General features: G+C 41.6%; 9 protein-coding genes and 1 pseudogene. 7 read left to right on the forward strand and 3 right to left on the reverse strand.

The annotated features are described in order from the left end of the window. Positions 1 to 474: 474 nt before the first annotated feature. Both Q0Y54_RS07805 and Q0Y54_RS07810 read right to left on the reverse strand, forming a co-directional pair. On the reverse strand, positions 475 to 759 hold the full coding sequence (locus Q0Y54_RS07805) for a type II toxin-antitoxin system YafQ family toxin (RefSeq protein WP_297966026.1): 285 nt from the start codon (positions 757 to 759) through the stop codon (positions 475 to 477). Further along, positions 756 to 1,037 carry a type II toxin-antitoxin system RelB/DinJ family antitoxin gene (locus Q0Y54_RS07810; protein WP_297966028.1) on the reverse strand — a complete coding sequence of 94 codons (282 nt, stop codon included), beginning with the start codon at positions 1,035 to 1,037 and terminating at the stop codon, positions 756 to 758. The genes Q0Y54_RS07805 and Q0Y54_RS07810 overlap by 4 nt, the downstream gene beginning before the upstream one ends. Positions 1,038 to 1,245: 208 nt before the next feature. Between Q0Y54_RS07810 and Q0Y54_RS07815 the strand changes: the two genes are divergently transcribed. From Q0Y54_RS07815 to Q0Y54_RS07845, 7 genes and pseudogenes are all read left to right on the forward strand, one after another. Beyond that, on the forward strand, positions 1,246 to 2,481 hold the full coding sequence (locus Q0Y54_RS07815; protein WP_297966030.1) for an ATP-binding protein: 1,236 nt from the start codon (positions 1,246 to 1,248) through the stop codon (positions 2,479 to 2,481). A 205-nt stretch (positions 2,482 to 2,686) separates the two neighbouring features. Continuing rightward, entirely contained in the window at positions 2,687 to 3,685 is a 999-nt protein-coding gene (locus tag Q0Y54_RS07820) for a YafY family protein (RefSeq protein WP_297966032.1), read from the forward strand. A 143-nt stretch (positions 3,686 to 3,828) separates the two neighbouring features. Continuing rightward, the gene (locus tag Q0Y54_RS07825) at positions 3,829 to 4,629 is read left to right on the forward strand and encodes a hypothetical protein (protein WP_297966034.1); all 801 of its coding nucleotides are present in this window, start codon (positions 3,829 to 3,831) and stop codon (positions 4,627 to 4,629) included. Positions 4,630 to 4,768: 139 nt separating this feature from the next. Continuing rightward, on the forward strand, positions 4,769 to 5,383 hold the full coding sequence (locus tag Q0Y54_RS07830) for an HD domain-containing protein (RefSeq protein WP_297966036.1): 615 nt from the start codon (positions 4,769 to 4,771) through the stop codon (positions 5,381 to 5,383). A gap of 236 nt (positions 5,384 to 5,619) precedes the next feature. Beyond that, on the forward strand, positions 5,620 to 7,671 hold the full coding sequence (locus Q0Y54_RS07835; protein ID WP_297966038.1) for an AAA family ATPase: 2,052 nt from the start codon (positions 5,620 to 5,622) through the stop codon (positions 7,669 to 7,671). Positions 7,672 to 7,831: 160 nt separating this feature from the next. After that, a pseudogene (locus Q0Y54_RS07840) lies at positions 7,832 to 11,234 on the forward strand (DNA polymerase III subunit alpha). 23 nt (positions 11,235 to 11,257) lie between these two features. Next, positions 11,258 to 12,427: an MFS transporter gene (locus Q0Y54_RS07845; RefSeq protein WP_297966040.1), complete on the forward strand. Its 1,170-nt coding sequence runs from the start codon at positions 11,258 to 11,260 to the stop codon at positions 12,425 to 12,427. Between the two features lie 235 nt (positions 12,428 to 12,662). On the opposite strand, the gene Q0Y54_RS07850 is transcribed toward Q0Y54_RS07845, so the two are convergent. Next, positions 12,663 to 13,121 carry an Hsp20/alpha crystallin family protein gene (locus Q0Y54_RS07850; protein WP_297966042.1) on the reverse strand — a complete coding sequence of 153 codons (459 nt, stop codon included), beginning with the start codon at positions 13,119 to 13,121 and terminating at the stop codon, positions 12,663 to 12,665. Positions 13,122 to 13,532: the final 411 nt, after the last annotated feature.

Here is a 13,532-nt window from a genome sequence, read left to right on the forward strand (position 1 = left end):
TGAACCAAATTCTTTCAGATAAAGAAATAGCCAGCCAAGGCTATATGCCTATGACCAGCTATTATCTGCATATTTGTGAAAACTAGAGAACCGCCGTGTACCGAACGGTACGCACGGTGGTGTGAGAGGTCGGAGGATTTATTTAAATCCTCCTCCTACTCGATCCATAAAAAGCAAAATTGCGTCAATTTAGGCGCATTTTATTTACATTTTTTGCACGGGAAGGCCGATTTTTCCCGGATTTTTGCCTCTTTCAAAAATAATTTTTATACAGAAAAGAGGTATTTTTATGCAGGTGGTAGCAATTTCAAATGGAACGGTAAGACAGCGGAAGGAAAAAAACCTTGCATCATTTAACCGCGGGAATGGGCAGGGTGCTGAAAATAGAATTTGCTATGGAAAGCTCGTTATAATGTGCATTTATTTTGATATATTAATTGATGTTATTGTCCATTCCTTGGGGACATCATCAGTTTATTTTTTGAATAGTTCACTATGGGTACCGGTTCTTGAAAGTGTGAGAACCAGGACATCAGCTTCAATTTTATAAATAAGAAGCCAGTCCGGTTGTATGTGACATTCTCGGTGAGTAATCCAGTTTCCTTTTAGTGGATGGTCATTATATTTAGATTCTAATTCCTCACCATTGGCAAGTTTTTTCACAATGCTCTTTAACAATTCAATATCCCGATTTGATTTTTGGGCTCGTTTGATATCCTTTTTAAATTGGGATGTGTATTTTACAGTATATTTTGTCATGCTAAAATATCCTCAAACATTTCATCAATATCATGATAACCCTTTACTTTGGGGTCTTTGGATATTCTGTCGGCTTCAAGCATGGCAGCAATGGTTTTATCATTAGGGGCTGCTCGTGATATGTTGAATGGAATACGACCTTCACGCAATGACTGTCTTACAAAAATATTAAATGCAGTGCTGATATTCATACCAAGATCTGCGAATAATTCTTCGGCAGCGGCTTTTAAATCAGCGTCCATTCTTATACTAATATTTGTGCTGGTTGTCTTAGCCATAAAATCATCTCCTTGACTATATTATAATTATATTTTCGTGCAATATCAACAATTTGCACGAAATATGCTATTGACATAGATAAAAATAGATGTACAGGTGATATAAGCAAACTTTACTATAAGGTGATTATAACAAGGTTTGATTGTTATTGACCTGCACCTCCGACTAATTTATAATTGAACTATAAATTAGTCGGAGGTGTTTGTTTTGTCCTATATAAAACGCCATATTGAGCAAAGTCTTTTAAAAGCAAATAAATCATTCAAGGCTTTATTAGTTACAGGCTCACGACAGGTCGGAAAATCAACTCTACTAAAGGAAGTTTTTCCAGACCAAAATTACATAACTTTTGATAATCCATTGCTTTTATCTCAAGCTCAGAATGAGCCGGGGATGTTCTTTCTTAATAACCGTTGTCCTATTACTTTGGATGAAGTGCAATATATACAGGAGCTTTTTCCCTACATCAAAATAGAATGTGACAAAAGCAATGAAAAGGGATTATTTGCATTGACCGGCTCTCAGTCATTCCAACTGATGAAGCATGTATCTGAATCATTAGCTGGACGAATTGCCATTTTCGAGCTTTCTGGACTATCTCTCCGGGAAATAGATGGAATAGATTTTAATCAACCTTTTATACCTAATAAGGAATATATTTCTAGTCGCAGTCATTCACGGAAAAGTCATTCCAATATATGGCAGCTAATACACAGAGGGAGTTATCCTGCTCTTTATGAAAATGATGTGGATTGGCAGATGTTCTATTCTTCTTATGTGCAAACTTACCTTAGCCGTGATGTCAATGATTTGACAAAAATAAAGGATCATATGAAATTTATGAGGTTTTTGACTGCCATGGCAGCCCGTACTGGTCAAATGCTTAATTACAGCAAGGTTGCTGAACAAGCTGATATCACTCCTGCTACTGCCAAAGAATGGACATCTATTCTCGAAGCATCTGGACTTATATACATATTGCAACCATTCTCTAATTCTGCTTTGAGAAGAGCTATTAAAACACCTAAGCTCTATTTCCGTGACACAGGCCTAGTATGTTTCCTCACCAAATATCAAAGTCCGGAAACAGCCATGAATGGAGCTATGGCAGGAGAACTGTTTGAAACCTTCGTGGTATCGGAAATCCTAAAATCATTTACTAATAGCGGTCTGGACTATCGGATGCAAGTTACCTATTATCGTGGTAAAGACAAATCAGCCAGCCGTGAATCCGACATTGATCTGTTGATTGAGGATGGGGATGTCATATATCCTATAGAAATAAAAATGTCTGCAAACCCAAAACTAAGTATGACCAACACCTTTGATGTTATTGATAAAATAAAAGGTCGCCAACGCGGCTTGGGAACAATCCTCTGTATGTATGAACAGCCCTTATGGCTAAATGAACGAACCATAGCTTTGCCTATTGATTACATTTAATCATTCATAGGCGTTTTATGGACCTTGATGAATAAACAGCCACCATCCTAGCGGGTGGCTGTTTTTTTATCCTTAGTACCTTTATGTGCAAAAATTTGTACATTGAATTTGATATATTATGTTAAGGGAACGATAATTAGTATAAAGAATGCAGTTTTGACGTGAAATCAAATGACAACTTTGAATAATAAAAGCAGGTGATAATATGTATGGTAGCAAGAAAAAAGTGAATATGTGTATCCTTAATATATTGCGGGAGTACACGGATGAAGATCATGCCCTGACCCAGCAGGGAATAATTGAAAAATTAGAACAGGATTATGGCATTACATGTGATCGGCGCACTGTTAAATCATATATTGATGATTTAAAAGATATGGAGTGGCAAATTGAACACGAAAAAGGAAAAGAAAAAGGCTACAAGCTGATGGAAAGGGAATTTGACGATGCGGACTTACGGCTTTTGATAGACTGCGTGCTCTTTTTAAAAATAATTCCCTATGCTACGGCAGAGAGGCTGATAAACAAGCTCAAGGATTTTGGCAGCAAATCTTTTAAGGACAAGGTTAAGCATATTTATAATTTGTCGGCCCTTAAGCATACTATAAATAGGCAGGTAATGGGATCGTTGGATGTGATAATGGATGCCATAGCTGCTGGCAAGAAAATACAGTGCATCTACAATGAAGTGGGTACTGATTTTAAATTACACCCCAAAAATGATGGTAATCCATATATCATAAATCCATATCAGATGGTGGAAAATAACGGGAATTTTTATCTTGTGGGGAATATGGATCAATTTGACGATATGATACATTTACGCATAGACAAAATGACCGATGTGAAGCTTTTGGAGGAAAGACGCAAGGATTCAAAGAATCTGGAGGAATTTGACGCCAATGGCTTTTATTTACCCCAGTACATGGCGGAGCATATATCAATGTTCAGCGGGAAAAGTGATTGGGTTGAAATTAAAACAAATCCTAAAATGATGACAACTCTGGTGGACTGGTTTGGTACAGATTTCACCATAGAAAAGAAGGATAAGGACTATATTGTAATCCGGGTTAAATGCAATCTAAAGGCTGTGAAGTACTGGGCAATCCAATACGGTCCCAAGGTGGAGCTGCTGAAACCTGTGGATTTACGTAAGGAAATAAAAAAGGAAATAGACAGAATGTGGAGGAAGTATAAGGATTAGCATTATTTGAAACAACTGAAGTTTAAAAGAATAAGATTTGAGGAAATCTCTGGTGGTTAAAAAAATTAAACATATAATCAAATGATACATAGAAGAATATTTTTTTATTGAAAAGCGCGAGTGAATTAAGGAGGAATTTGTGTATGTCCAATGGGTATCAGTTTCCTTTCGGTGAATATGTGCATCCAGTAGTTCAGGATGATCGGAACCCGAAGAAGGTTTTTGTGTTAGGGGTCTACGCCAGTGCAGTTCATGCTAAATGGGTTGATAAAAATGGTAAAATAGTATGTAAGGCATTGGCTGTGGCCAGTGAACCACAAATTTTCTGGGATGGCAATGAAAAGGAAGCCAAAGAAATAATCAATAGAATTGAAATTCCATCTGAACTGGGGCATCTTGAATTACCAGATAAGAATTTAAACGGTCCCTCTGCCAAGGCGTTGGATGAAAGAATATTGGCTCCGTTGGGATTTGAGAGAAACGATGCATGGCTGTGTGATTTGTTGCCGGAGAGTCGGCTTAACGGTGGACAGCTAGTTGCAATATCCAAAAAATATAATCCGTTTTTGGAAAAACTTGCTAATGAAGGCTTGAGTGAGGTGACAGTACCTAAAAAACCAGAAAAATTTTGCGATAAAGAACGGATTAAAGAGATTACCAAGGAGTTACTGGAATCCCAAGCAGATTTGCTAATTTTACTTGGAGATAAGCCAATACAACAATACTTAAAAAAGGTTGTAAAGGTGCCATATAGGGGGCTTGATGAGTACAGAAAATTATTTGAGTATGGTAAGTGTACCGATGTTGCAATTGGTGGAAAAATGATAAAAGTATTACCTTTAGCCCACCCAAGACAAATTGCCAGATTAGGTAGTAGTAGTAAGAAATGGTATGCTATTCATCAGAAATGGTTGGCCGAACAAAATAATAAAAAAGGTAGTTGAATTAAAATGTTAGAGCTCCTAGGTGATTATGAAAAATCATCTGGGAGTTTTAATGTGCATTATAATGTACATTGATTTTGATATATTATAACCAAGGATAGATAATTATGTAAGAAATGCATTACGGAGGTGCAATATAATGACAGATCAAAAGGATATTAGAACAGCAGGGCTGATGAAACGGCTTAAAGTATTGAAAGATAAGGTGGTGGAACGGCGGGAACAGTTTGAAAAATTAATGGAATTTGTAGAAAAAGAAACTGTATATCTTACAGCTCCGGCATCTACAAAATACCACCTTAACTGTGAGCAGGGGTTATTGGAGCATAGCATTAATGTGGCGGAAACTATGCTTAAAATAAAGGCAGCAATTGCCCCGGAAATTTCCGATGAAAGCTGTGTAATCGTTGCTCTTATGCATGATTTGGGTAAAACGGGAATGCCGGGAAATCCTCTCTATATCAAAAATCCACCAGACAGCAAATACAAGAATCCGTATTACTGGAATGGAAACCTAACTTATTTGAGTGTTCCTGTGCGGAGTCTGTATTTGGTGGCACAACGATTTCCACTGACCGAGGAAGAGGTACAGGCCATTGTATATCATGATGGGCAGTATGTGGAGGATAACCGAAGTGTTGCTACCAATGAAACACCACTGACATTGCTATTACAGTATGCAGATACTTGGAGTGGTTTTGTACTGGAAGAAAATTTTGATTTTTTAGTGAGCTCTGCTTCCCAGATGGTTTAGCAAATCATCTGGTTTTTTTATATGCGCAATTAAATGTACATTAGCTTTGTTATACTAAATCAAATCCGTAACATGCCACAATAAGAAGCTGGTTAATGTATAGATGTAAAAGCAACTTCAATGTTGATTAATTAATTTTAATGTACAAAAAAATGTACATTGCATATTGTAGAATACATATAAAAGAAACAGATGATATTTAAAAAATATGGCTACTAAAAATGGAGGCGGGCAACATGATTATTTACAAAGCTGAATTGATATATGAGTCCCTACAGTGTGGAAATAATGATAAGGAAACCTTGAATCCGGAAATTGATGATAAAAAAATTGTCCGCATTATTAATGATGTTAACGATGATCTTGGGTTTTGCTGCGGTCTGGATGACAACCTGAGTGTTGCGGTTGTTAGTGGTGAATACGGACGCTGGGATATAGTTTGGGCCTGCAATTTGGAAAAAATTACTTTAAAGGACTGTGAAAAGTGGCTTAAGAATCATTTTTTGGATAACTATGCCGTTAAAAAGGTGATAGTGGATAATATTCACGAGATTTCGGTAAAAGAATTTAATAAACTTCTGGATAAGGCAGATGACAAGAACTTTTATAGTGGCTGGAATATAGTAAATAAGCTGGGGCTTGATTACTTTGCAAACAGACGGTTTCGTGTTCAAGAACATGTATATCGGCAGGAGAACATCACAAAAAGAAAAATTAAAAGCCTTGCTGATGAAATTATGGCTGATCAAAGTCTGTTGGAGGAGATTGACAGAATTTATTCCCGCCAGAATGAAAAGAAATATTATGGTAATCCCGTGCATTATGTTATTAAAGCTGGCACAGTACAGGCTGCTAATGATATTATTAGCCTTCTTGTTTTTGCATTGAAGGCAAATAAGCGGCTTCTGGGCGGACGGGTGAGCTATGTTAATAACATTAGTGAGCACTGCTATGATGATGAAGAATTTCAGCAAATGTTTAAAACGGGCAGAGGCTCGGCTGTGGCTATTGATATGAGTGGAACAGATGAAGATCATGGAGTGTATGCTTCGGCTTATCGGGAGGTAGTGGATTTTATTGCAAAGTCAGTGATGGATAATCAGCTTTATACACTTTGCTTTTTGGTTCAGATCTTGGAAAATCCTGGGTTTAGCAAAGGTCTTATTGCTTCTGTCCAGGAAGACATACACTTGATAGAAATCTGCGAAGGACGGGGAGATAAGGAACAGGCGGTCAATTACTTGGAAAAGCTTACAACAAAATCACAATTCAAGGCATCCCGGGGAGAATTGGAAAGGGCATTGCCATCCCAAACCAAGACCTTTACGGCAACTGAAGTATATAAAACCTATAATAAATGGTTTAGTAATGGGCTGAAAAGCAAGGCTTACAAAGCATATAAGGCTGTTGAAAAGGTTGCTATCAAAGAAAAGAAGAAAGGCAACAAGCCTTATGAAGAACTTAAGAATATGGTGGGGCTTGTGAATATAAAGGCATTGGTGGACCAAATTATTAATACTGCCAAAATTAGACAGTCCAGAAGCAAATTGGGGCTGGATAACTACAATGTATCCCAGCACATGCTTTTTACCGGTAATCCGGGTAGTGCCAAAACCACGGTTGCTCGTCTTATGGCGGAAATTTTAAAACAGGAAGGTGTACTGGAAACGGGGCATTTTGTGGAATGTGGCCATGCTGACCTGGTAGGCAAATATGTGGGCTGGACTGCTCAAATCGTACAGAAAAAATTCCGTGAAGCCATGGGAGGTATATTATTCATTGATGAGGCCTATGCATTAGTGGATGATACAAATTCCTTTGGGGCGGAGGCCATAAATACTATTGTTCAGGAAATGGAGAACAGAAGGGATAATGTCATCGTTATTTTCGCTGGGTATCCCGATAAAATGGAGCATTTTTTGTCGGAAAATGAAGGACTGAGAAGCCGTATCGCTTTTCATTTGGATTTTCCTGACTATAATGCTGAGGAGATGCTTCAAATTCTTGAGCTTATGGTAAAAAATAAGGGGTATGTAATTGACGATGAGGTGCGGGAAAAGTGTCTGGACATCTTCAAATGTGCCTGCGGGCAATCGGAATTTGGTAATGGGCGTTTTGCCAGAAATCTTTTGGAACAGGCAATGATGAAGCAGTCAGATAGACTTATAAAAGCATCCAATGGCAAAAATATAAGCCGTAAGGATTTAACTTCACTTACGGCAGAGGATTTTTCTGTAAATGCAGAAAAGATGTACAAAAAGCCTAAGACTGCTATTGGGTTTGTGTGATAGAGTAGGAATTGTTCTTTCGTTTGTAGAAAACATAGGAGAATTTTAGCCAAAGGTAGGGAGAGCAGTCTGAATTATAAATTAACAGGGAAAAATATGCGCATATAGGGTATAATATAAAGATGAGTAAAACTTTGGAGGATTAAGCGTGGAAGAAAGTATGCTTGAAAATAATATACCCTTTGCCCATCTCCACGTACATACGGAGTACAGCCTGCTGGATGGTGCAAATAGGATAAAGCCATTGGTGAAGCGGGCCAAGGAGCTGGGAATGAAGCACCTGGCCATTACTGACCATGGTAACATGTTTGGTGTTATTGATTTTTATAAGGCAGCCAAGGCGGAGGGGATAAATCCTGTTATTGGCTGTGAGGTTTATATGGCTCCCCGGGATCGTCGGGAGAATTTTGAGGTGGATGGTACAAAGTATTACCATCTTATTTTGCTGGCGGAAAATGCTGCCGGCTATAAAAATTTAGTCCAGCTGGTGTCCAAGGCCAATATTGAGGGAATGTACTACAAGCCCCGCATTGACAAGGACCTGCTGCGTGAATATCATGAGGGAATTATTTGCCTCAGTGCCTGCATCGCCGGTGAAATTCCTGCCTGGATTCTTCGTGGGGATATGGACAGGGCGGAAAAGTCCTTGCAGGATTATCTGGAGATTTTTGGCCGGGAAAATTTCTTTATTGAAATTCAGTACCACGGCATGGAGCAGGAGGTTAAGGCCAATAAGGGCCTTATTGAGCTTGCTAAAAAGTACAATATCGGACTGGTGGCTACAAATGATGCCCATTATCTGACCCGTGAGGCCAGTGAGTTCCACGATATTCTTCTCTGTATTCAGATGAGCAAAACCGTGGATGATCCCAGCCGCATGAAGTTTTTTGGTCAGGAGTTCTATCTTAAGAGTCCTGAGGAAATGGCCAAGCTTTTCCCTGAATATCCTGAGGCCATGTCAAATACGGTAAAGATTGCTGAGCGCTGTCATGTGGATTTTGATTTTGAAAATCGCCATCTGCCATTGTTCCCATTGCCGGAGGGCATGACAGACGAGGAGTATCTGCGAAAGCTGTGCGAAGACAATCTGTCCTCCCATTATCCCGAGGAAACCAGGGAAGTCCGTGAGCGTCTGGAGTATGAGCTGGGCGTTATTCACACCATGGGCTTTGACAGCTACTTCCTTATAGTGTGGGATTTTATTAATTATGCCCGAAGTCAACAAATTCCGGTTGGCCCTGGACGAGGCTCGGCAGCGGGCAGTATTGTGGCTTACCTGTTGGGTATTACGGATATTGATCCGCTTAAATATTCCCTTCTCTTTGAGCGGTTTCTCAACCCGGAGCGGGTGACCATGCCGGATATTGACGTGGATTTTTGTTATGTGCGCCGTGAAGAGGTTATTGAATACGTCAAACGCCGCTACGGCGAGGATCATGTGGCTCAGATTGTGACCTTTGGCACCATGGCAGCCAAGGGTGCTATTCGGGATGTGGGCCGGGCTCTTAATATGTCCTATAGTGATGTATCCAGGGTAACGAAGCTGATACCTGCCGAACTGGGAATTACCATAAAAAAAGCCTTGGACAGCACCAAGGAGTTAAAGACTCTTTATGATGACTCGGAGGAGGTCCAACGTCTGTTGGATTTTGCCATGGGCGTGGAAGGGCTGCCAAGACACTCGTCTACCCATGCTGCAGGCATTGTGATTGCCCGGAACCCCCTTACGGATTATTTGCCGGTAATGGTATCTGACGGTACCCTGGTGACCCAATACGATAAGGACCATGTGGAGGAGCTGGGCCTGCTGAAAATGGATTTTCTGGGTCTGCGCACCTTGACGGTTCTGGATGATGCCATAAAAAATATCAAGAAAAATCGTGGACTGGATGTGGATTTGCGAAGTATTCCGCTGGTGGATAGCAAAACCTCGGAAATGCTTTGTGCCGGTCATACCGGTGCCGTGTTTCAGATGGAATCCAGTGGCATGACCAATATTATTAAGGAGCTTAGGCCGGAGGGCTTCACGGACCTTATTCCCCTGGTGGCTCTTTATCGCCCCGGTCCATTGGGCAGCGGCATGGTGGATGACTTTATTGCCGGTCGTCATGGCAAAAAGGAAGTAACCTATATGCACCCTCTTTTGGAGCCTATCCTTAAGGAAACCTTCGGCGTAGTGCTCTATCAGGAGCAGGTAATGCAGATTGTCCAGGTATTGGCAGGCTTTACCCTGGGTCAGGCAGACCTGCTGCGCCGGGCCATGGGGAAGAAGAAGGCGGCTATTTTGATGGCCCAAAAGGAAAATTTTCTTAAGGGCTGCGAAGGTAACGGAATAGATGTGGATTTGGCCAATAAGATATTTGATTTGCTTACCCATTTCGCCGATTATGGCTTTAATAAATCCCATAGTGCGGCCTATGCCTATGTGGCCTGGCAAACCGCCTACATAAAGGCCAACTATCCCGAGGAATTTATGGCGGCTATGCTTACCAGCGTTATGGATACTACGGATAAGGTCAGTGTCTATATAGAGCAGTGCCGTCGTATGGGGATTTCCGTATTACCGCCAGATGTAAATGCCAGCTCGGTGAGCTTCAGTGTGGATGGATCGGCTATTCGCTTTGGCTTGGCCGCTGTGAAGAATGTGGGCGATGCTGCCATGCAAAATCTGGAAGAGGAACGGGCAGCCGGTGGCCCATTTACTTCATTAATGGACTTTTGCAGCCGCATTGATATGCGGACCATTAATAAGCGGGTTATTGAGAGCCTGATAAAATGCGGTGCCTTTGATTCCATTGGAGCAAAGCGCTCTCAGCTGTTGGAGGTGCTGTCCCAGACCGTGGATGCGGCGGCAGTAGCCCAAAAGGATAAGGCCTCCGGTCAGCTGGGGCTCTTTGACGATGAAGAAATAAATGGTGTATCTGAAATAAAATTAAAGGATATTCCTGAGGTGGATCGCAGTACCATGCTGTTATGGGAAAAGGAAATCACCGGTTTTTATATTACGGGCCATCCCCTGGATGAGTACGCAGATATTATTAATGGCTTCACGGGCATCGGTGATATTTTGTCCGGAAAGCTGAAGGATGGCAAAACGGTAAAAATGGGTGGTAGTGAGTGCCAAACGAATTGCCACCAAAAAGGGTGATACCATGTGCTTCCTGGAGGTGGAGGATTTTTCCCATTCTATTGAAGTGGTGGTATTCCCCAAGGTGTTCTACAGCTGTGTCAATTCTTTGGAGCCTGACTCGGCGGTGATGATAGCCGGTAAAATTAATTATACTGATGATGGCATTAAGCTTTTGGCGGACAGGGTGTGTCTCCTGCGGGATTATAAGCCGGATATTTATCTGGCCATCAGCGCAGCCCATGAAAATGAGGCCGTTTATAAGGCTGTAAAGAATGTACTTACCACCCATCAAGGGGATCACATCGTATTTATTTATTATTCTGATCGCAAAAAGCTAATTAAGACTGAGCGGGCCATGTGGATGGATGGCTCGGAGGAGGCAATTGCCCTGCTTAAGGAAATATTGGGGGATGATTGCGTTAAGTCCATATAGCTGGAAGGATGAGGTGGTTATTTATGGACACCATAAAATGCGGACCGAGGACGGGAGTATTTCTTCTGGCCGGTGGTCACTTTATGATAGACTTTTATAATAATTTTTTGCCGGTGCTGCTGCCCATAATCATGGTCAAAATGGATATGTCCCTTACCATGTGCGGCCTATTGGTTATGGTACTGTCCATTACAGCCAATTTACTCCAGCCAATATTTGGCTATATTTTTGACCGGCATAATTTCAGTAAAAGTATGGTATACGCTGTAGCACTCTCCGGAGTGTTTATGTGCTGTGTGGGCTATTCGCCCAACAAGCTGGCACTTTTTTTGCTGTGCGCCTTGTTGGGGGTGGCGGTATCAGCCTATCATCCTCTGGGAACCTCCCTGCTGAGAAGGGTAAGCAGTAGGATGAATATGGGACGGTCTGTGTCCTTTTATGTGGCCGGTGGCAATATTGGCTTTGCCTTGGCCCCGGTGGTGGTAGTGGCTTTCCTTGATAAGTTTCCTCTGGAGAGCTTGCCTGTATTGATTATTCCTGGCGTAGCCCTGGCGATAGCCTATATCTGTACCAATATTTGGAATTTGCCCTCCAAGGGGGATAAGCCATCTAGTGCCGACGGTAATACGGATTTTACGCATATTTTGAAGAATATGGACGTGGTGCGCCTTAATCTGTCCATGGGCTTTAGATGCTGGACCCATGTCAGTGTAGTAACCTTTCTCCCCCTTTTAATGCAGAGTAAGGGTGTATCGGCGGTTATGTCCGGTACCATGCTGGGAGTATTTTTAGTTGGCTCTGCCATGGGCGGCCTCTTTGGTGGGGAGATAGGGGATAGGACAAATCATAAAAGGGTAATGGTTTATTCTCTGGTATTGTCCATAGCTCCGGTAATATATTTCTTTATGATGCCCGGTGACAGTGTGATAGCAATTATTGCCCTGTTTTTGGCCGGTGCCCTGTTGATGGCCCCCCAGCCCAGCTCCATCGTGTGGACCGGTCATCTTATGCCCCAATATATAGGGGTGGCCAGCGGCATGATGATGGGTCTATGCTATGGTATAGGCAGCATCGGAGCAGCGGTAACAGCTGTATTGGGCGACTATATTGGCTTGGAAAGGGCACTGATGATAAGCATTATTCCCGTATTTTTGGCTATTCCCATGATAATGCTTACCCCATATAGAGAGTAGCCTATACCCATGTGACGTACAGCCTCCCCCTTGAGGGGAAGCTCTAAATGACAAGCTTTGCGTCGCCCTTACAGGACTAGCTACGCGTCGCCTGTATGAATGAGCGGTGGATGAGGTTAAAAAAAGAACGAGTATCTGTTATTGGCAGAAGCTCGTTCTTTTTCACGTATCCTTTTATCTGCATCACCTCCATTAAGTCATGGTGATAATGCCTTGTTTAGCTTGTTAATGCCCATCAACGAATTGGAATTTCTTCGGTAACGACTTCAACTGGTGCAGCCAGCTTTGGCATGGTTACGGTGAGTATGCCATCCTTAAACTCCGCATTGCACTTGTTCTCATCGATGTTGTCGATGTAGAAGGAACGGCTCATGCTGCCGCAGTACCGTTCACGGCGAATGTAATTGCCCTGATCATCCTTTTCATCCTTGGAGCTTTCCTTGTTGGCGGAGATGGAAAGATAATTATCTTTATAGGAGAGATGAACATCCTCCCTGGCAAAGCCCGGTAATTCAGCCTTCAGCTCATAGCTGTCACCATTATCCTTTACATCGACGCTGAAGGATTTGCCGGTAAAGCCTGTATCGCTGAAGAAGCTGGAAAGTGGTTGGTTCATCCAGTTGAACAGGCGATCGAAGCCGTCTTCCTCTCTTGCCAAATCCTTTCTCATAGCAAATGGAACTAAGCCAAACATAATAACGATCCCCTTTCATTTTAGATATTTGATTTAATCGGCTGAGGTGGGGCCCTTTGGGCTTTTCCCTTTCCTCAATTGTTATTATACACGAATAAGTCAAAAAGTCAATAGGTCAAAAAATAAAATTTCATTTTTTCACTAAGGGATGCCGGGAGGCGGCAGCTGTACAGTTAAATTCAGGGGGAGATAAAAGTACCATGTGAATTATTCTAACTTTAATCCCAGGCTAACGGGTGCTAAGTCTCCTTCCTCCAAGGTGGGAGAAAAGCACCCATATGCTCTGGATTAATTCGACTTCATTCAATGGGCCTATAAATCTTCCACTGAATAAGTCTCATTCAATAATAATGTAAGTTACTATTCACGGATATAATTTAGATGCCAATAAAAAAAGGTGAAAATCTCATA

The organism is uncultured Anaerovibrio sp. (genome assembly GCF_947302755.1).
GTDB lineage: Bacteria > Bacillota > Negativicutes > Selenomonadales > Selenomonadaceae > Anaerovibrio.